The organism is Vibrio sp. HI00D65, assembly GCF_001635455.1.
GTDB lineage: Bacteria > Pseudomonadota > Gammaproteobacteria > Enterobacterales > Vibrionaceae > Vibrio.
Genome location: NZ_LWEH01000123.1, coordinates 259893 through 281349 on the forward strand (window position 1 = coordinate 259893; position 21457 = coordinate 281349).

The following is a 21457-nucleotide window of genomic DNA, read 5'->3' on the forward strand; positions in this document are numbered from 1 at the left end:
TCACTCAAACCTTAATTATTCTTAATATCTAAAGAGAACATCTCTAATTTCCACTGCTTAGAGCTTCTCTGCAGAGTGACGTATTCTGAATCTATTTTCTTAACTCGATACCCTCTTATCATCTCCCCTTGAGCAACAATTTCACCATTGAGAATGGCGTAGCAAGGCGTATCCGCTTTACACACGATACTTTCCAAAGAGGGTAAACGATAATGAGTTAGCGCTTTCTTCGCCGGCGCTGTTTTTTGCTGAGGTGTCATCCAACCCAGAGGAGCGGTTGGATCTTGCTCTGCCGACACCAGTGAGCTGGCAAACAATAGTGACAACAATAGAGTTCTAACCACCAATAAACTCCTGTCTGGTACCTAGTGTGTAAACCTCAAATATAAGCCGAGCTTCCGGGTATTCTTCTACTGTGTATTCAAATGTACGCCAATAGTAGCTCACAGGAAGAGATTCAAGCGCCTCGAGGTAAGCTGCAATATCAAAGTAACTGCCAGTTAATTCCATTCTCACCGGGTGAAGAAAATAACCTGAATATTCACTGGTCTCTTTGTTGTTCGAAATCGCTTCTGGCTTGAGTGACTCCAACGACGCCAATTTCAAGCCATTACCTGCATTAAGTACACTTTCGAGCAATTGCGACATTTGGGATGGCGAAATCAACCCATCAACCATTTCGGCAAGTTCGAGAGACAGTTCTTGACTCTCTCTCATCAGTTTTTTGTATTCGAGGTTGATCTCTTTATCAGGGTCTTTGTTCAATTTAGCTTGCAGAACAAGTAACTCACCTTGCTGCCTTTGATTCGACTGAGTCAAATTCGTCATCTTGGCGTTTTTAGCTTGCAACTCGAGGTATGCAGGCTCCACCAGTAAGGTAAATAGCAACATGGAGAGGCCAACGAAACCACACACGAAAAGCAGCCACTTCTCTCTTAGGCTAAATGCAAGAAACTTATCGCTAAGCTGATTCCACTGCTGCATTACTTGCTCTCCCTACGAGTACTTAACTCAAAGGTCACCACATCTTGATCATTACGACCTATTTTCAGTTTTTCAAAAGAACGACCAACAAGATTAAGCTCATTTTTAAATTGGCCAATCCAGTTAGGGACGACATTAGCATTACGAGCTAAGCCACTCATATCTAGCGTGTCATGGGTCATATAGATGTGCGAAAGTGAGATGTCATTTCGGCCTAATTGAGCTAAGGAGTTCATGACGCCAGAATACCCGACTTGCTGAGATTCATCGTATTGCCCAACCGCCTTTAAAGCCTCTTTTTTTGCTTGAGTCTCACGTTTGAGACGCTCAACTGCCGCTACTTTATCAGGGGAAGCTTTATGTTGAGTTAGCTTACTATTCAATTGGTTAAGCTGCTTGTTAAGCTGATTCGAGTCTTGTTGTAACACTGTTAATTCAGTATCTAGATTGGAAGCTTGATAGTTCATCACAAAGTAACTGCCAAGTAGTAAAGAACCAACCACTCCCCAACTCGCAGCGACATTCGCTAAAGTAAAATACTCTTTTTTAGGTTTTAAATGCTCAGGGTAGAGGTTGACGTTGAACGTCTCTTTTTTAGCCGCAAGTTGAACCAACAAGCTTTCAGAGTTTTCACGCTCTCCTTCAACAAGCAAAGAGACCGATGAACTCAACGTGTTGTTTAACGCACTTTGTAATTCAGCTTCATCTTCTTCATCACAACAGATTTTTAATTGATGAAGCTGCGTACCTTTAATTTGAGAAGACAAATAATCAATAGAGCGTTGAAGCTCCAAGGCAAGGCCATCTAATTGCAGAGCACTGGACGCCACTCCAGTTAAGGGGGACACAACACTACGAATGGTTCTTTGGAAACAAACGGTATGTTCAACAAACGCACCCAATTTAAAGTGCGAGTTAGTACTGCGTTGTAAAAGAATAAAGTTCGACAGTTCACCAGCACTATAACCCCAGATTTCGTCTTCTGGCACTACGCCTTTGAGCTCAATTTGCGCCGAGATCGTAATATTAACCAGCTTGTCCAATAGCTTTTTCGGCAATACATACACTTGTAGCTTATTCGAAGTTGGTAGAGCAACCGCACTCGCGGTGATCTCCGTAACTCTCTCCGCAACAAGGTCTTTGAGTAGAAATGGTAGGGCTACCGACCATTCGTTTTCTGGGATGTCCGGCTTATCAAGCTGATGGGTTTGGTAATAGTTGGTACTAACAATAAGTTGAAGAGTATTGCTGGTAAACTCCCCACTATTTAACGACTTTTTCAGCGCACTTTCCCAGTCACCATTAACTAAAGGAATACTGGTTACTTGGGATTCTTGCCCTGTCGATGAAATATAGACAGCATCGTTGCCCAGCATGACAACTTGAGTGTTGCCATCGCTTTTGCTTGGCTTTAATTTGTCTACAATCGCTTTAAAATTCATACTTAGCTACTACTCTTACGCCATCGATTTCTTCGACCAATTTTTACTAACGATTCAGTTTTCACTGACTTTGAGTCTTTATTAGGCAAAGGGATAATTTGTTGTTCTTTGTCGAAATACCTTCCCTGATAGCCGTTTATACCTATTTCTATCAAAGTGTTCTTTTCTTGTTTTGTCTCAACTCCCACCGCAATTACTTGAGTTGGGGCGTCACCACATGCCCCGACTAAACTACGGACAAACAGCTGATTCTCATGCCGTTGATCGATTCTCTTAATCAAACTTCGATGAAGCTTTATATAGTCAACCTTCAGGTCCTTGATGTAATGAGTGCTGACAATAGTTCGCCCAGCTTGACCAACAATGATTTTGCACCCCAGTCCGCGCAGCATCTTAGCCACTGGCCTCATATAATCAAGATGGGCAATGAGATCCCCCTCAGAGAACTCAAAAGCGAGTTGCGAACGATGCTGTGCAGAGAGCTGCAGCAATTCACTCCTAAACCATTTAAAATGTTGCTTACTCGCAAATGGCGTGACATTGAGGTTAATTGAATAATAAATAGGTTGAGTTGATTCTTTTAATGATTTCAACACCACCTTCAAAACCGATTGATCCATTTGAGCTTGATAACCCACTTGCTCTACCGCAGGCATGAATCGAGAGGATTTCAATAAGCCTCTCTCTGGGTCCTGAATTCTAGTAAATATTTCTCTATGTAATTCATTAACTTGACCCAGCTCTGACATAAGATAACACCGCTGGCCAAAGATTACTAAATTATCAGGAAGCAACGCTGTATCAAGCAGCGTCCTCCAGCGAACGCTACCTCTATCAAGATCATTTTTGTTTTGTTTCGGGAAGCGGCTCCAGTTATTAATACGCTCCAATTGCGCACTTTTTAATGCCGTTTCTGTTTCACTCATGATTTGGCTGTGACGTTCACCTTCGGTGTACATGGTTACACCGATATGGCACCAATTATCTGACTCTAAAGGCTCTGGTGGCGTTAGCTTATCAAGTTGTCTTAAACACTGGGCTGCCAGTGTTGCAATATCTTTAGCACCTTGATGCGGAATAAATACAGCAAAATCGGCTTCGTAATAGCGAGAAAAAATTACATCTGGATATCTCTGAACGATATTCGATAAAATTTCACCAACCTCAATAATAAAATCATCTGTAACTTGTTTATCATTATCATCACGTACCTGTTCCCACTCATCGATACGTATCAATAACACACCACCACGAGCGCCACTTTCATGCAGTGCCGATTCGAGCTTGTTGTCAAACAATACTCTGTTGGCAGTGCCTGTGAGTTTATCTAAGAAGGCATGGGTACGAATAAAGGTATCAAAGCGACTACGCTCTTGCCGAGCGTCTTTTAACTCTTCAATAAGAACATCGAGAGCTTCACTCGCAGTAAAAGGCCACTCTCGCTCATCACCTTTTGCATGAGCTTCAACCTGACCAGCAAGAATCATCCTTCCACGCTCTTCCAGCATTTCAGACCCCATCAATTGCTCCTTTAACCATCGAACGCCACGAGCTAAACAGAAAATGATCAAAGTGACCGCTAAAGTGATCGACCACATCGCCTCTAATGAGTAGCTATATCCAATGTAAGGAGGCAAAGCCTTAAATTCAATTTGGTAACCGGTATTTCGCTCTAATACATAACTTTTTAGATACAAGCGGCTAGGATCAATCTGTGGGGAGGTGTCTTTGAAACGATAGACAATGCCGGTCTTATTTGTCAGCTTCATCTCAACAATGTTGCTTGCTTGCAACATCTTAGGCATCCAACGTTGCATTGAATATGCGGCGTCAGGATCTTCCATTTCCTTATCTACGACGTCGACAATACCCTCCAAATAGTGGTCTAAATACTCTTGTCCGATACGCTTAAATGATAGGGTGCCACCAATAAAAAGAATGAACATCGCACTGATCACTATCACAGTGACAAATGCGACCAAACGGGTGCTCAATTTTAGTGTGGGGGTATATCTCATGAATAAAGAAATCCTTTTCAACTCACATTACACCGTATTACTACTTATACTATAAATTGAGATTGTTAATAAAGCGTTAAGAATTATAGGCAGCAAAAAGCCGCGATTATCGCGGCTTTTTCCAATTTAATAATGCCTTTATAATATACTAAAAACAGGGCTTAAAATGGGATGTCATCATCAAAATCCATCGGAGGCTCATTATATTGAGGTTGAGCCTGCTGAGGAGCTTGTTGAGGTGCTTTCGGCTGCTGTTGAGCTGGGGCGCTGTATTGCTGCTGTTGCGGCTGCTGAGGTTGACCCCAACCGCCTTGCTGTTGCTGGCCACCCATGCCGCCTTGAGCTGGTGCGCCACCTTGAGCACGACCGCCTAGCATTTGCATTACGCCGTTAAAGCCTTGAACCACAACTTCAGTTGTGTAGCGATCTTGACCGCTTTGATCTTGCCATTTACGAGTTTGCAGTTGACCTTCAATGTAAACTTGAGAACCTTTACGTAGGTACTCTCCAGCAACTTCAGCTAACTTGCCAAACAGAGCAACACGGTGCCATTCTGTTTTTTCACGCTGCTCGCCAGTTGCTTTATCACGCCATGACTCTGACGTTGCAATGGTAATGTTCGCTACTGCGCCGCCATTTGGCATGTAACGAATTTCTGGGTCATTACCTAGGTTACCCACTAATATAACTTTGTTAACTCCACGGCTAGCCATGATTTGCTCCGTCTAAATTCATAGTCTCAGAAAATTTTTAGCGCACAAGAATAGCATGCTTTTCTGCTGTGATAAATCGCATTCCTATTCTCACTTCACGACAAAGAATAAAAACGTAACAAATCATGATATTCAGAGCGATGTTGCTTTTTTCTCCACTGATAAACCACTCATTTACTTTAAGAGTTGATATTCAACGCAAGTAACAACGATGGTGCTAGAGAAGCAAAAGTCTGCATGACAACGTGAAACCTCATTAAATTTAGACATGGAGTTTCAATGAGAAAGTCTCGATACGCTCGCACTTTACACTTTATGTGCATCGACCCAAGTGATACTTACTTACACGTAAAAGAAATAGAAAAACACCTGTCTATTATCTTGTACAAGATGACGCCAGGCGACTTAATGTTAGTAGACAGAAAGCAGAGTAATCGCATTCTTCTTGTCGACTATAAGCAAGTGCCAGAGCTATTAGCAACCTGCCCTAACTTGACCGTGATGTGGAAAAATCATGAGATCATTTTGTTCAATGTCCCCCAGCAACTACCGACATCAGAGCTTTTGATTTTTGGTGTGTTAAAAGGGCTGTTTTATAACACAGATAAAAAAGACAAAATTGCTCATGGTTTACAAGAGATAATCAATGGCGAAAACTGGCTACCAAGAAAGGTTACCAATCAATTGCTGTTTTACTACCGTAATATGGTCAATACCAACACAACGCCTACTAATGTTGATCTCACTATTCGCGAGATCCAGGTCATTCGTTGCCTCCAATCCGGCTCATCGAACACACAAATAGCTGACGACCTATTTATCAGTGAGTTCACCGTGAAGTCCCACCTCTATCAAATATTCCGCAAACTGGCGGTAAAAAATAGAGTCCAAGCGATCGCATGGGCAAACCAGAACCTGCTTGCATAATTGATCGGCTTCTTAAAGTAACGATAATTTTGAGGGAAGCTCTGGTTAGCCATACGGATTGTTGCTGAATTTTCGACAAAATTTGTGCTAGAGTTGCCCTCAGAAATATCAACCGCTCAGGTTGAATCAATAATTATTATAGATAAAGGGTCTTACGATGATCAAAAAGTGCCTTTTCCCGGCAGCTGGCTACGGTACACGCTTCTTACCAGCAACCAAATCAATGCCGAAAGAAATGATGCCAGTAGTCAACAAACCACTGATTGAGTACGGCGTTGAGGAAGCCATCGAAGCTGGTATGGACGGAATGTGTATCGTAACGGGTCGTGGCAAGCACTCGATCATGGATCACTTCGACAAGAACTACGAGCTTGAACACCAGATCAGTGGCACCAATAAAGAAGACCTTCTGGTTAATATTCGTGAAACAATTGAAGCTGCAAACTTTACCTATATTCGTCAACGTGAAATGAAAGGTTTAGGTCACGCTATCTTGACTGGTCGCGAACTTGTGGGTGACGAACCATTTGCAGTAGTACTTGCCGATGACCTATGTGTGAATGAACAACAAGGCGTGTTGGCGCAAATGGTAGCCCTTTACAAACAGTTCCGCTGTTCTATTGTTGCGGTTCAAGAAGTACCTGAAGAAGAGACGCATAAGTACGGTGTTATCTCAGGTGAAATGATCAAAGACGATTTGTTCCGTGTTGATGACATGGTGGAAAAGCCAGAGCAAGGCACCGCACCAAGCAACCTAGCAATTATTGGTCGTTACATCCTGACTCCAGATATCTTCGAACTGATCGAGCAAACGGAGCCTGGTAAAGGTGGTGAGATCCAAATCACCGATGCGCTGCTTAAACAAGCAAAAGCAGGTTGTGTATTGGCATACAAATTTAAAGGTCAGCGTTTTGACTGCGGTAGCGTAGAAGGCTACATCGAAGCAACAAACTACTGTTTTGAAAACTTATACAAGAAAGACCAGCAGCAAGTTGAGTTAGGCAAACACGCAACACAGAAAGAAGCATAACTACTGACCGGTAAGTAACATTTCATACGATGTAAAGGGCGGCTTTAGGAGTCGCCCTTTTTAATTACTGTTTTTTTATCCAGTAAAACTTTGCACAAATCTCACTCTATGTAATACTTTAGCCACTAAAAATTACATGGTCTGTTGAGATGGATAAAATAGAAATTAGAGGCGCTCGTACGCATAACCTCAAAGACGTAAACCTCACCATCCCTCGTGATAAGTTGATTGTTATCACAGGTCTTTCTGGTTCAGGTAAGTCATCACTTGCGTTTGATACCCTCTACGCAGAAGGACAACGCCGTTATGTTGAGTCTCTGTCTGCCTACGCTCGCCAATTTCTATCCCTTATGGAAAAGCCTGATGTCGACCACATCGAAGGCTTATCTCCCGCTATCTCGATAGAACAGAAATCAACGTCTCACAACCCTCGCTCAACGGTCGGCACAATTACAGAAGTGTATGATTACCTGAGACTCCTTTACGCGCGAGTCGGCGAACCTCGCTGCCCAGAACACAATACACCGCTTGCCGCACAAACCATCAGCCAAATGGTAGACAAAGTACTTGAGCTACCTGTTGGCTCAAAGATGATGCTGTTAGCACCAATCGTTAAAGAACGTAAAGGTGAGCACGTAAAAACACTGGAAAACTTAGCGGCTCAGGGCTTTATTCGCGCGCGTATTGATGGTGAAACATGCGACCTATCCGATCCACCAGCACTAGAGCTGCATAAAAAGCATACCATTGAAGTCGTCGTTGATAGATTCAAGGTTCGTCCAGATCTTCAACAACGTTTAGCCGAATCTTTCGAGACCACTTTAGAGCTCTCTGGTGGTATTGCCGTTGTCGGTTGGATGGACGAAACGGATCAAGAAGAGATCGTATTCTCTGCTAACTTCGCTTGTCCCAAGTGTGGTTACAGCATGCAAGAGCTTGAACCTCGCCTATTCTCATTCAACAACCCAGCAGGTGCATGTGGCACGTGTGATGGCCTTGGAGTTCAGCAGTACTTTGATCCGAGTCGAGTGATCTTAGATGAGAATCTTAGTATTGCAGATGGAGCCATTAAGGGCTGGGATCAAAAGAACTACTACTATTTCCAGATGCTAACATCGCTCTCGGAGCACTATGGTTTCGATCTATTTGCACCCTTTAATTCTCTACCTAAGAAGACTCAAGAGATCATTCTCAAAGGTTCAGGTCGCACTGAAGTTGAATTCAAGTACATCAATGATCGTGGTGATATTCGAGTCAAACGTCACCCATTTGAAGGTATTTTGAACACGCTGGAGCGCCGTTACCGTGATACGGAATCAAATGCAGTCCGTGAAGACCTTGCTAAGTACATCTCAACGAAATCATGCTCGAGCTGTGACGGTACTCGTTTAAGATTAGAGGCTCGTAATGTCTTCATTGGCGATACTACATTGCCTGAAATCGTTGAACTGAGCATTGCTGAAGCATTGCAATTTTTCCAAGAGTTGAAGTTAGACGGTCAACGTGGACAAATCGCCGATAAGGTAATGAAAGAGATCAATGATCGCCTGCACTTCTTGGTTAATGTCGGCTTGAACTACCTCAACCTATCACGCAGTGCTGAAACCCTATCTGGTGGTGAAGCGCAACGAATTCGTCTCGCAAGTCAGATCGGTGCAGGCTTAGTGGGAGTTATGTATGTATTGGATGAACCATCGATTGGCCTCCACCAACGTGACAATGAACGACTGCTACAAACCTTGGTTCACCTAAGAGACTTAGGCAATACAGTGCTTGTCGTTGAGCATGATGAAGACGCGATTCGCTGTGCAGACCATGTGATCGATATCGGCCCTGGTGCTGGTGTGCACGGCGGCCACGTCGTCGCAGAAGGCACGATGCAAGATATCATCGACAACCCGCACTCGTTGACTGGTCAGTACTTAAGTGGCGTAAAAGAGATTGAAGTACCAAAACAACGAACGCCGATCGACAAGAAGAAAGTCGTCGAGATCATTGGGGCTACCGGTAATAACTTGAAAAATGTCACAGCGACTATCCCTGTTGGCCTATTCAGTTGTATCACAGGAGTATCGGGGTCAGGTAAGTCGACACTGATTAATGATACCTTCTTTAAGATTGCTCACACCCAACTCAACGGTGCAACGACAGCAGTACCGGCACCTCATAAGAAAATTAAAGGCTTAGAGCATTTCGATAAAGTCATCGATATTGACCAAAGCCCTATCGGTCGAACACCAAGATCAAACCCTGCAACCTATACAGGGATCTTCACACCAATTCGTGAGTTATTTGCGGGTACACAGGAGTCACGTTCGCGCGGTTACAAACCGGGTCGCTTCAGCTTTAACGTACGTGGCGGACGCTGTGAAGCCTGTCAGGGCGATGGTGTTATCAAGGTAGAAATGCACTTCCTACCGGACGTTTATGTGCCGTGTGATGTGTGTAAGGGCAAGCGCTACAACCGTGAAACACTAGAAGTTCGCTACAAGGGTAAAACCATTGACGAAGTACTGGAAATGACCGTAGAAGACGCACGTGAGTTCTTTAATCCGGTTCCAGTAATCGCACGTAAACTGCAAACTCTCATGGATGTTGGTCTGTCTTACATCCGCCTAGGGCAAGCCGCCACGACCCTATCTGGTGGTGAAGCTCAACGTGTTAAATTGGCGCGAGAGTTGTCGAAGCGAGATACAGGAAAGACTTTATACATTCTGGATGAACCAACAACAGGCCTTCACTTCCACGATATTCAACAGCTATTAACCGTATTACATCGATTGCGTGATCACGGTAATACTGTTGTGGTCATTGAACACAACTTGGATGTCGTGAAAACCGCAGACTGGATACTCGATCTCGGCCCTGAAGGTGGTCAAGGTGGTGGTGAAATCGTTGCAGAGGGTACACCTGAAGATGTGGCACTAGTCGAAGGTTCACATACCGCACGCTTCCTTAAGCCTATGTTAAATTTGAACTAGGTGTAAAATAGCGTCCTGCGGACAGACAGAAAAATGTTAAAGTAACGGAGCTTGTTTCAAAGGAACAAGCTCCGTTTGTATAAGGTTAGGAATTTATGGCAACAATACACACTAGCGGAACCCAGCTAGAGCATCAGGTTACTCCGCTACCTCTCAACAAAGCATTCCTTGCTTCACTAGCTGTTGTGTTCTTACTCGCCATGCATTTTTTCATGCCTAACCCTGGAGGTTCGGGCCTTGCTCTATCATTTAATCCGACGACTTGGCTGGCTCTAAGCTTCACTTTAGCCATTGGCTTTTATCAACTAGCGACCAATCGAGTAGTCAAGTATTCCAAGTTAACCATAGGTTTACTGATAAGCTGCGTGATACTTACATTACCTATTCTATACAGCAATGCTTCACCACAAGGGGCTTCAGTGCGATTACTTGGCTTATGGGGTGGCTTTGCCTTATTCGTGGTTCTTCAACAATTCAAATTCAGTAATAAACATAAACAGCGCATGCTGTGGTTCATCGTACTTGCTGTCGTCATACAGGCATTGTTTGGCTATGTGCAATATTTTTTGCTGGAGCCTGGTAACTTATTTGGTTACAACACTGAAGCTAATCGTCCTTATGGAATCTTCCAACAACCAAATGTGATGGCCAGTTTTTTAGCGACGGGTTTCGTCCTTTCTGCTTACCTATTAGCGAGGCAGCCAGCCAAGTACAACCACAAGGTTAGTGAATCGTTTTTACTCTACCTGACACCAACTTTAACGGTACCACTGCTGATCATCATCGCATCACGCACAGGTTGGTTAGCAGCATTTATTGGGTTCGTGTGTATTCTGCCTTACCTCTACAATTTTTCGACCAAAAAACGCTTCCACGGATGGTGTGCATCCGTTGCTATCGGTATCGTGATTGCGTTTTCAGTAATCAGCCTTAGCACGACAGATAGCTTAGCAAGTAAAAGAACGAATCTAGAAAGCCCGCGCGCTTACACCTTCCCGCAAACATTACACATGTTGGTGGAGAAGCCATTTACTGGTTACGGATACGGAAAATTTGAATCAGAGTACACCCTCTATACCGCTCGTCAGCACCAACTCAATTCAAACTATCATCCGGGGCTTCCAGCAATGGATCATCCCCACAATGAGTTTCTATTCTGGGGAGTTGAGGGCGGCATTGTACCTATCATAGGAATATTGATTGCCGCGGTATTAGTATTGTCGCGTATCTCGAGCTCAGCGAAAGGAACACGCTTAGCTTTACTGGCGCTATTCATACCGATACTTTTACACTCTCAGCTAGAGTACCCGTTCTATCACTCGGCAATACACTGGATAACCTTTATCATATTGATTTATTGGGTCGACCAGCGCGCTTCACGTCATTATCAGCAGCCGTTCAGTATCATCAGTAAAACCTTATTTAGAGTGACCAGCTTAGTGTTACCCATTCTGGTGAGTGTTTACATGTTGAGTGCACTACATACCAACTATGTACTGACGACATTTGAGCAAACTAAACCTAAAAATCCAGATATCCTCAAACAAGTCACCAATCCTGTGGTTTGGAAAGATCGCTACGATTGGGATATATACAGCACTTACCTAAACATTGGTCTTTATAAAGGCGATCCTAGCCTTATTCGGCCCTATGTTGATTGGTCACTAGAGATAATAAAGAGTAAACCAAGACCAGCGTTCTACAGTAACCTGATCCTTGCTTATCAAGGGTTAGGGGAAGAGAGCAAAGCAGAACAAATCCGTAGCGAAGCAAAGTTTTTATTTCCAGACAGAGACTTTTCACAAGTTCAGTACAAGAAAGTATCTCAAGCAGACAGCAATGTTTCATCCGTAAAATAGCTAGGGACTGGCGAGCAATAACTCTTACACCTTACCTCCAGAACAAATACAAAAAAGCGCACGATCCTCGTGCGCTTTTCTTCGGAACTAGTCTAATTTGATTATTTAAGTACGTCTTGCAGTGCTTTAAGACACAACGCGACATTCTCTTTACGAGCACCGTAGCCCATCAAGCCGATACGCCAAGCCTTACCAGCCAAAGAACCAAGCCCGGCACCAATCTCAAGGTTATACTCTTCTAAAAGCTGTAATCTGACTTTCGCTTCATCGATTCCTTCAGGGAAGTAAAGAGCATTAAGCTGTGGTAAACGGCTCTCTTCATCAACAACGAACTTCAGCCCTAATGCTTCGACGCCTTCTTTTAATTCTTGATGCATGGCGTGATGACGAGACCAAGCATTATCCAAGCCTTCATTTTTCAATAGCACGAGAGACTCATGCAGTGCATAAAGACTATTGACTGGTGCCGTGTGGTGATAACTACGCTTACCTTCACCGCTCCAGTAACCTAATACTAGACTCTGATCCAAGAACCAGCTTTGTACCGGTGACTGACGTGCTTTCATTTTATCAACAGCATGCTGAGAGAAAGTCACTGGTGATAAACCAGGAACACAAGACAAGCATTTCTGACTACCAGAATAAACCGCATCGAGCTGCCATTCATCCACTAGCAGTGGAACACCGCCTAACGAGGTTACCGCATCAACAATCGTCAGTGCATCAAACTGGCGAGCTACCGCAGAGATTGCTTGAGCATCCGATAATGCACCAGTAGACGTCTCAGCATGTACAAACGCAACCGCGACTGCATCTGGATTTTCTGATAATGCTTGCTGTACTTTTTCGACGGAAACAGGTTTACCCCATTCGTCGTCAACAAGAATTGCTTCGCCACCGCAGCGCACGACGTTCTCTCGCATACGTTCGCCAAACACGCCATTGCGACAGACGATGACCTTTTCACCAGGCTCAATCAAGTTAACAAAACAAGTTTCCATGCCAGCACTGCCTGGTGCTGATACAGCAATCGTAAACTCATTCTCTGTCTGAAAGGCATACTTAAGAAGTTGTTTAACCTCATCCATCATTGTAATAAAAAGTGGATCGAGGTGACCAATGGTTGGTCGACTCAATGCTTGAAGCACTTGAGGTGAGATATCAGAAGGCCCTGGCCCCATTAACGTTCGATGTGGTGGATAAAAGCTATCGATAATAAAAGTATTTGTTAAGTTAGACATGTAAATCCCTTACGTTAATGGTGTTGATATTCCACCCTAAAGCAAATCGAACATGTCAGCAATTAGCCTTAGGTCTTGAGGTCAAACCACTGTCACATAATTGTTAAAATTATTTTTTATAATTATCTCAAGTTACCAATTGACATTGTGAGCGCAAACACGTTCAATGAAATGGCTATCTAGCAGAAGAGGAGCACTGCCCAGGCAGGTGTTTTGTGGAACCGCATTTCCAATACAAAGCATTTATGGGGAGCAGTGCCGAGATAATAAAAGGATGCAGGACCTTTATTATCGGTTGAGCGGGCTGAATCCCGGCAACTGTCACCATTTCTATATGGTGAAGGGCTTCTGAGGTTACTATTCACATAATTTCTCTCTTTTTGCTCTAAAACTCTCTTCGAAAAACATTGGACGTTGGATTACCCAACCGTAATTTTATTTTAGGAAGTCGTGGGAGATATATCGTGAGTGCATCTAATGTAGCTGGTTCTTTTAATGTCGCTAAGTTTGGTGGTACAAGCGTTGCCAACTTTGAAGCAATGAGCCGTTGTGCTGCCATTATTGAAAACAACTCAAATACCAAGTTAGTCGTAAGTTCTGCGTGTTCAGGTGTAACCAATTTGCTTGTCGAACTGGCAAACGGTGTTCAAGACAAAGCTCGCCGTCAGGAAGTGATGACCCAGTTGACGGACATCCACAATGCAATTCTTGATCAACTTACTGACCCAATCAGCATCGAAAAAGAAGTTCACTCCATTCTTGATGACATTGCGAGTGCTGCTGAGGCCGCATCATTTCAAACAAGCACTAAGCTAACCGATCACTTGGTCGCATGTGGTGAATTGATGTCGACACACCTTCTTGCTCAAATCCTTCGTGAACGCGGTACATCGGCGGTTCGTTTCGATATCAGAGAAGTGATGCGCACCAATGATGACTTCGGAAAAGCAGAACCTCAGCTTGAAGAAATTTCAGTATTAGCGAAAGGGAAACTGATTCCACTGTGTCAACAACAAGTTGTAGTAACACAAGGCTTTATTGGTGCAGACAATGACGGCAATACAACAACCTTAGGTCGTGGTGGTAGTGATTATTCAGCTGCGCTTATTGCAGAGTCAGTACAAGCGATTGGCTTAGAAATTTGGACTGATGTTCCAGGTATTTACACCACCGACCCTCGTATCGCACCTAAAGCATCTCCAATCCCAGAAATCAGCTTTAGTGAAGCCTCTGAGATGGCAAACTTTGGAGCGAAGATCCTCCACCCATCGACTCTAGTGCCTGCACTACGTCACCAAATTCCGGTATTTGTCGGCTCTTCAAAAGCACCAGAATTAGGTGGAACTTGGATTCGTCAGCAGGTGGAAAGCTCTCCACTGTTCAGAGCCCTTGCTCTTCGCTGCAACCAAACCATGGTTACATTGCGCAGTGCAAATATGTTTCATGCTTACGGCTTTCTTGCAAAAGTATTCGAGATCCTTGCTAAACATAAGATCTCCGTCGATCTGATCACTACCTCGGAGATCAGTGTTTCACTTACCCTAGATCAAACGGATACGTCAGGTGGTGCACCTGAGTTACCAGAAGCTGCACGCCTTGAACTAGAAGAGCTTTGTTCAGTCGATGTTGAACACGATCTTTGTTTAGTGGCATTGATTGGTAATAACATGAGCGACAGCAAAGGCTACGCTAAGCAAGTATTCAGTACCCTGGAAGACTTCAACCTACGTATGATTTGTTACGGAGCAAGCCCTCATAACTTATGCTTCCTGCTCAATGAATCCGTCTCTAAACAGGCGATTCAAAAGCTGCATCAAGAGCTATTCGAATAAGGCGGTTGTGAATTAATAAGAGTTAAGCACTCAAAATATAGGTACAAAAAGGGTTGCGACTAAGCAACCCTTTCTCTTTCTAGTTTTACGAATAACTCGCTAATTTAATAACTAGTTAATATTTGGACCTAGCCACTTCTCAGCTTCCAACATATCCCACCCCTTACGGTCAGCATAGCTGTCTACTTGGTCCTGTTGAATCTGAGCAATCGCAAAGTATCGAGAATCCGGGTGAGAGAAGTACATCCCAGACACTGAAGCACCTGGCCACATCGCGTAACTAGAGGTCAGTGACATATCGATGGTTTTCTCAACATCCATTAACTCCCACAAACTGCCCTTCTCAGTGTGCTCTGGGCAAGCTGGATATCCAGGAGCAGGACGAATACCTTGGTATTTCTCTCTAATCAAATCATCGTTAGATAAATTTTCATCTGGGGCATAACCCCAAATGTCCTTTCTTACCTCTTGGTGCAGATACTCAGCAAAAGCTTCTGCTAGTCGGTCAGCCACGGCCTGAATCATGATGGCATTGTAGTCGTCACCATTAGCCTTATATTCATCCGCTAGCTCCCGCTCACCAATACCACCTGTCACTGCAAAACCACCAATCCAGTCCGCTTTACCACTTTCTTTTGGAGCAATGTAGTCTGACAGACAGTAGTTAAAACCTTTAGGCTTCTCTGTCTGTTGGCGAAGGTTATGCAGAACTTTTAGAACTTCGGTACGAGACTCGTCGGTATACACCTCAATGTCATCACCAACACTGTTGGCAGGGAACATCGCACACATACCCCGGGCTTCGAGTAGCTTCTCTCTCTCTACACGATCAAGTAACTCGTTCGCATCTTTGAATAAACGTTTTGCCTCTTCGCCCACTTCTTCATGGTCAAGAATAGCTGGGTACTTACCGACTAATGACCATGTCATGAAGAATGGCGTCCAGTCGATGTAGTTACGCAGTGTTGCCACATCAAAATCATTGAATACATGCACACCCGGTTTAGCTGGTACTGGCGGAGTATATGTACCCCAATCAATCGCCACTTTATTTGCGCGAGCTTGCTCTAGAGTCACTGGCTTAGTACGAGGCTTCTTACGGTTATGCTGATCACGAACGCGCTCATAGTCTAAGTCCAACTTCTCAACGAAGGCAGGTTTTAGTTCTTCAGAAAGTAGTGAGGTACAGACGCCAACTGCACGAGAAGCGTTGTTAACGTAGACCACAGGTTCTGAGTAATTCTGCTCAATTTTAACCGCAGTATGCGCCTTAGATGTCGTAGCGCCACCAATCAATAATGGTAACTTAAAGTTTTGTCGTTCCATTTCTTTGGCAACATGAACCATTTCATCAAGAGATGGAGTAATCAGACCCGAAAGGCCAATAATATCGACATTCTCTTCTTTCGCGACTTTGAGAATCTTTTCACATGAAACCATCACACCTAGGTCTATGATGTCATAGTTATTGCACTGAAGAACAACGCCAACAATATTCTTACCAATATCATGAACATCGCCCTTAACTGTCGCGAGAAGGATCTTACCGTTACTCGCGCCGACTTGTTTGGATGCATTGATGAACGGTTCTAAATGGGCTACTGCTTGCTTCATTACACGAGCTGATTTAACAACTTGAGGGAGGAACATCTTACCTGCACCAAATAAGTCGCCAACCACGTTCATCCCGTCCATTAACGGGCCTTCAATCACCTCAATTGGACGAGCTGAATTAACACGCGCTTCTTCAGTATCTTCAACGATGAAGTCAGTAATACCTTTGACCAAAGAATGCTCTAAGCGCTTTTCTACAGGCCAAGTACGCCACTCTAGCGCTGATTTATCTTCAACTTTACCAACAGCTCGTTCTAGGTACTCGGTTGCCATATCGAGCAATCGCTCCGTCGAATCATCACGGCGGTTTAGTACAACATCCTCAACAGCATCACGCAGATCTTCTGGCACGTTATCGTAAATTTCCAGCTGACCAGCATTTACGATGCCCATATCCATACCATTTTTAAAACAGTGGTATAGGAATACAGCATGGATTGCCTCACGAACGTAGTTGTTACCTCGGAATGAGAATGACACGTTCGATACACCACCTGAGATCATCGCATGAGGTAGGTCACGCTTGATATCCTCTACCGCACCAATAAAATCAACTGCATAGTTGTTGTGCTCTTCAATCCCCGTCGCAACCGCGAAGATGTTCGGGTCAAAAATAATGTCTTCAGGTGGGAAGCCAACCTCATCAACAAGAATGTTGTAAGCATTGGTACAGATCTCGACTTTACGTTCACGTGTGTCTGCCTGACCGACTTCATCGAAGGCCATTACGATGACGGCAGCACCATAACGGCGAACCAATTTAGCTTGCTCGACGAACTTTTCTTTGCCTTCTTTTAGAGAGATGGAATTAACAATGCCTTTACCCTGAATACACTTCAGGCCAGCTTCAATAACCTCCCACTTTGATGAATCGACCATCACTGGGACTTTTGAAATCTCTGGCTCAGAGGCACATAGATTAAGGAATTTAACCATGCACGCTTCAGCGTCTAGCATCCCTTCATCCATGTTGATATCGATGATCTGAGCGCCATTTTCGACTTGTTCACGAGCAACGCTCAGCGCTTCATCATAAAGCTCCTCTTTAATCAAACGTTTGAAGCGTGCAGAACCAGTAACGTTAGTACGCTCACCAACGTTTATAAACAGAGACTCTTTAGCAATGGTCAGAGGTTCTAAACCGGATAAACGACATGACACAGGTAGATCTGGCAATTGGCGAGGAGTTATACCTTCAACCGCTTCTGCCATTTGGCGAATATGCTCTGGCGTAGTACCGCAACAGCCACCAATCAAGTTCAAGAAGCCACTTTCAGCCCACTCTTTAACGTGTTCAGCCATGTCTTCAGGAGAAAGGTCATACTCGCCAAACGCGTTAGGTAAACCTGCGTTAGGGTGAGCGGAGACATAGCTCTCTGAAATACGGGACATCTCACCAACATACTCACGCAACTCATCAGGCCCTAATGCACAGTTCAATCCAAACGAGATAGGTTTAACATGACGAAGTGCGTTATAGAAAGCCTCCGTTGTCTGGCCTGAAAGTGTACGACCTGATGCATCTGTAATGGTACCGGAGATCATGACAGGTAAAGTGACACCCACTTCTTCGAAGACAGATTCAACCGCAAAGGCACAAGCTTTGGCATTGAGTGTATCGAAGATAGTTTCAATAAGAATAAGGTCTGAGCCACCTTTAATCAGTGCACGAGTCGATTCAGAGTAAGCCTCGACTAATTCATCAAAGCTCACATTACGATAGCCTGGATCATTAACATCTGGAGAGATAGAGCAAGTACGGTTTGTTGGACCTAATACGCCTGCAACAAAACGAGGTTTTTCAGGAGTCTTTGCAGTCCATTCGTCGGCGGCTTCACGTGCTAGCTTGGCTGCTGCAAAGTTAATTTCTTCACTAAGGCTTTCCATATCGTAGTCGGCCATAGCAATAGTTGTAGCGTTAAAAGTATTGGTTTCAAGGATATCAGCCCCGGCTTCCAGATATTGCGAATGAATACCTTTGATAAGCTTAGGTTGTGTCAATACCAAAAGGTCATTGTTGCCCTTTAAGTCACTATGCCAATCCGCAAAGCGTTCACCACGATAGTCTTGCTCTTCCAATTTATAGTCCTGAATCATAGTGCCCATACCACCATCAATCAGTAAAATTCGTTGCTTCAACAGAGCGTCAATCTTTTGCCTTACATTACTTCCCACGGTACAACCTCATTCCTTTAATTATATTTCCATCCTATCACACATTAAAAAGGAGTCTAGACGTCTAAATGAGGAAATTGATTACCAAGTCCTGACAAAAAGTGTTTGCTATTTGAGCATGAGACAACGAAAATTCACCTTCATACTTTGTTACATGTTGGTACCCCAATGTCGGTCTATTACACTTTATGCTTCTTGTCTGCCGCAGCCATGCTCATTGCCTTCGTTAATAGCAAAATTGGTAAAATGCAAACAACCATCGCCATCACAGCTGGCTCAATGATGCTCTCCCTTCTAATTATCATTGCGGGCCAAAACAACTGGTTTCAATTGGCCGAAATTGCCTCCGAAACGGTTGCCAGTATCAATTTTGAAGACTTCCTACTCAAAGGGATCTTGGGCTTCTTACTATTTGCTGGCGGTTTAGGGATAAAGCTACCAAACCTAAAAGACCAAAAGTGGGAGATCACAGTACTTGCGCTCGGTGCTACTCTTTTCTCGACTTTCTTTATTGGTTTTGTTCTTTATGGATTTTGTCAATTCATTGGCATCCAGTTCGAGCTTATTTACTGTTTACTGTTCGGTTCTCTTATCTCCCCTACCGACCCAATCGCCGTTTTAGCCATTGTAAAGAAACTCGACGCGCCAAAACGAATCTCTACTCAGATTGAAGGTGAGTCTCTATTTAACGATGGTTTTGGTTTAGTAATCTTCGTCACTCTGTTCACCATTGCGTTCGGAACAGAGGCACCGACAGTAGGCAGTGTAACCATGCTGTTTATCCAAGAGGCCATTGGCGGCATAGTTTATGGCTTTGCTTTGGGGCTTATATTCCACTATTTAATCAGCAACACTAATGACCACTCAATGGAACTACTATTAACAATAGGTGTGCCAACCGCAGGTTATGCTTTTGCAGAAGTACTTCATGTATCAGGACCACTAGCTATGGTGGTATCAGGTATCATGATTGGTAATTGGACTCGCTTTATCGGCTTCTCAAAAGAGAGTGAAGATCACCTAGACCACTTCTGGGAGCTAGTAGATGAGTTTTTAAATGGCGTATTATTCTTATTGATTGGTATGTCGATGCTACTATTCAAATTCCACCAAGAAGACTGGATCTTAATGGCATTCGCCGTTCCTCTAGTATTGAGTGCACGCTACCTAAGTGTTTTCTTGTCATACATTGGATTTAAACGCTTTAGAACTTATAACCCGTGGTCAATTAAGATTTTAACTTGGGGTGGCTTACGTGGTGGCTTAGCGCTAGCAATGGCTTTATCAATCCCTTCAGGTATCTGGGTAATTGAAGACAAGGCGATAGATGTTAAAGAGATAATCCTCGTTATGACCTATGCCGTAGTAGTGTTCTCGATTCTAGTTCAAGGCTCAACGATCACGCCAATGATAGAAAAAGCCAAACAAGCTGAAAAAGAGTTAGATTAACAATCATATAATAAACAGAGGCCACTTATATAAGCGGCCTTTTTTGCACCCGTTCTTTACCAACGTTTCTACCTTAGGTTATCTCATATCCCATCAGCGCGAGAGAGCCCAATACAACGGCTAAACTCCTAGGATTATCTAATCGAACTACAATTTCAGTTGCAAAGATTCAGTACCATACCTTTTCCGAAAGAATTAGATCTGGTTCGAAAAATACCGAAACTATGAGTAGTAACTTAAAAAGTAGTGGATCAACTACTTAGCAAAACTATTTACCCGGTTGTTTTGAAGCAAACTAAAAGCGTCTTACGGCTAGAGGGGACTCAGGTCATGCTTAAAGACCTGACGATCCTATTTACAGAGCAGCTAGAAGCTTGCGAGCTAACCTATTGATAAATCTCTCTTCTAAAAAACTACAAGCCAGCTTCTTATTTATATTAGACTCAATAGCAACAGAAAGCTCATAGCTATCTCAACACTTACTTTATTTATCGTTGGAGAGACCAACCAAATTAAAAGGCGAAACGCACCGGAACTTAAGCTAAAACCAGAACATTATAGATTGGAAGGTGGAGCTAACCAGAGATAGCCTCCATTATCTAGGAATAACCTTGCAGCAGAACAAGCGTAAAGCCCCTGCACATCTTCATATAACGCTTGAAATATTCAGCTTAAAACAATCATTCAGCTTAAAAAAATCGCTGCTGCAGTAAGTTGTGGAAATAAGTGGCGCTACCGATAGCACTAATTCGTACCTAGAAAGCAAAAAGGCTCTAGCATTTCTGCTAGAGCCTCTTAATGTGGCAGGGGTGGAGAGATTCGAACTCCCAACACGCGGATTTGGAATCCGCTGCTCTGCCAATTGGAGCTACACCCCTAAAACTTTTTGTACTTTAGATTCGAAAAAACCTCGCATTAAGCGAGGTCATCGAATAATTGGCGGAGTGGACGGGACTCGAACCCGCGACCCCCGGCGTGACAGGCCGGTATTCTAACCAACTGAACTACCACTCCGCAGTGGACTACTTGTCGTCGCTGACAAGTCGTTCATAACACTTTTGTCTTCACTTTTGAAAAGTGAAAATAAATTTGGAGCCTGGCGATGTCCTACTCTCACATGGGGAAGCCCCACACTACCATCGGCGCTATTGTGTTTCACTTCTGAGTTCGGCATGGAATCAGGTGGGTCCAC

Annotated in this window: 13 protein-coding genes, 2 tRNA genes, 1 rRNA gene and 1 riboswitch; of the genes, 6 read left to right on the plus strand and 10 right to left on the minus strand. The window is 43.7% G+C overall.

Features of this window, described 5'->3' with window-relative positions; all coding sequences use genetic code 11:
* Positions 1 to 11: 11 nt before the first annotated feature.
* From A3712_RS11270 to A3712_RS11290, 5 genes are all read right to left on the minus strand, one after another.
* A complete protein-coding gene (locus A3712_RS11270) occupies positions 12 to 344 on the minus strand; it encodes a hypothetical protein (RefSeq protein ID WP_063523503.1) in 333 nt (110 codons plus the stop codon).
* Complete coding sequence (gene pilO, locus A3712_RS11275) at positions 337 to 984, minus strand: type 4a pilus biogenesis protein PilO (protein ID WP_063523504.1); 648 nt, start codon at positions 982 to 984, stop codon at positions 337 to 339. The genes A3712_RS11270 and pilO overlap by 8 nt, the downstream gene beginning before the upstream one ends.
* A complete protein-coding gene (locus A3712_RS11280) occupies positions 984 to 2426 on the minus strand; it encodes a hypothetical protein (RefSeq protein WP_063523505.1) in 1443 nt (480 codons plus the stop codon). Before A3712_RS11280 ends, pilO begins: the two co-directional genes overlap by 1 nt.
* Positions 2427 to 2428: 2 nt before the next feature.
* Positions 2429 to 4444 (minus strand): RNase E specificity factor CsrD, encoded by a 2016-nt coding sequence (csrD, locus tag A3712_RS11285; protein ID WP_063523506.1) that lies wholly within the window; start codon positions 4442 to 4444, stop codon positions 2429 to 2431.
* A 161-nt stretch (positions 4445 to 4605) separates the two neighbouring features.
* Positions 4606 to 5157: a single-stranded DNA-binding protein gene (locus A3712_RS11290; RefSeq protein ID WP_004740861.1), complete on the minus strand. Its 552-nt coding sequence runs from the start codon at positions 5155 to 5157 to the stop codon at positions 4606 to 4608.
* A gap of 279 nt (positions 5158 to 5436) precedes the next feature.
* Here A3712_RS11290 and A3712_RS11295 point away from each other — a divergent pair, with 279 nt between their 5' ends.
* From A3712_RS11295 to A3712_RS11310, 4 genes are all read left to right on the plus strand, one after another.
* Positions 5437 to 6084 (plus strand): LuxR C-terminal-related transcriptional regulator, encoded by a 648-nt coding sequence (locus A3712_RS11295; RefSeq protein WP_063523507.1) that lies wholly within the window; start codon positions 5437 to 5439, stop codon positions 6082 to 6084.
* A gap of 157 nt (positions 6085 to 6241) precedes the next feature.
* Positions 6242 to 7114, plus strand: a complete 873-nt coding sequence (galU, locus tag A3712_RS11300; RefSeq protein WP_063523508.1) for a UTP--glucose-1-phosphate uridylyltransferase GalU — start codon at positions 6242 to 6244, stop codon at positions 7112 to 7114.
* A 149-nt stretch (positions 7115 to 7263) separates the two neighbouring features.
* Positions 7264 to 10095, plus strand: a complete 2832-nt coding sequence (gene uvrA / locus A3712_RS11305; protein ID WP_063523509.1) for an excinuclease ABC subunit UvrA — start codon at positions 7264 to 7266, stop codon at positions 10093 to 10095.
* 95 nt (positions 10096 to 10190) lie between these two features.
* Positions 10191 to 11954 (plus strand): PglL family O-oligosaccharyltransferase, encoded by a 1764-nt coding sequence (locus A3712_RS11310; RefSeq protein WP_063523510.1) that lies wholly within the window; start codon positions 10191 to 10193, stop codon positions 11952 to 11954.
* Between the two features lie 101 nt (positions 11955 to 12055).
* On the opposite strand, the gene A3712_RS11315 is transcribed toward A3712_RS11310, so the two are convergent.
* Positions 12056 to 13195, minus strand: coding sequence for a pyridoxal-phosphate-dependent aminotransferase family protein (locus tag A3712_RS11315; protein ID WP_063523511.1), 1140 nt, complete (start codon positions 13193 to 13195; stop codon positions 12056 to 12058).
* A gap of 178 nt (positions 13196 to 13373) precedes the next feature.
* A riboswitch (Lysine riboswitch) is annotated at positions 13374 to 13551 on the plus strand.
* Positions 13552 to 13659: 108 nt separating this feature from the next.
* On the opposite strand from A3712_RS11315, the gene lysC reads away from it, so the two are divergent.
* A complete protein-coding gene (gene lysC / locus A3712_RS11320; RefSeq protein ID WP_063523512.1) occupies positions 13660 to 15027 on the plus strand; it encodes a lysine-sensitive aspartokinase 3 in 1368 nt (455 codons plus the stop codon).
* Between the two features lie 111 nt (positions 15028 to 15138).
* On the opposite strand, the gene metH is transcribed toward lysC, so the two are convergent.
* A complete protein-coding gene (gene metH / locus A3712_RS11325) occupies positions 15139 to 18816 on the minus strand; it encodes a methionine synthase (protein WP_063523513.1) in 3678 nt (1225 codons plus the stop codon).
* A gap of 168 nt (positions 18817 to 18984) precedes the next feature.
* On the opposite strand from metH, the gene A3712_RS11330 reads away from it, so the two are divergent.
* Positions 18985 to 20265, plus strand: a complete 1281-nt coding sequence (locus tag A3712_RS11330) for a cation:proton antiporter (RefSeq protein ID WP_063523514.1) — start codon at positions 18985 to 18987, stop codon at positions 20263 to 20265.
* A gap of 801 nt (positions 20266 to 21066) precedes the next feature.
* On the opposite strand, the gene A3712_RS11335 is transcribed toward A3712_RS11330, so the two are convergent.
* From A3712_RS11335 to rrf, 3 genes are all read right to left on the minus strand, one after another.
* Positions 21067 to 21143: transfer RNA gene (locus A3712_RS11335), tRNA-Trp, on the minus strand.
* A 59-nt stretch (positions 21144 to 21202) separates the two neighbouring features.
* Positions 21203 to 21279: transfer RNA gene (locus tag A3712_RS11340), tRNA-Asp, on the minus strand.
* A gap of 80 nt (positions 21280 to 21359) precedes the next feature.
* Positions 21360 to 21457 (minus strand): 5S ribosomal RNA (gene rrf / locus A3712_RS11345); the annotation flags it as partial.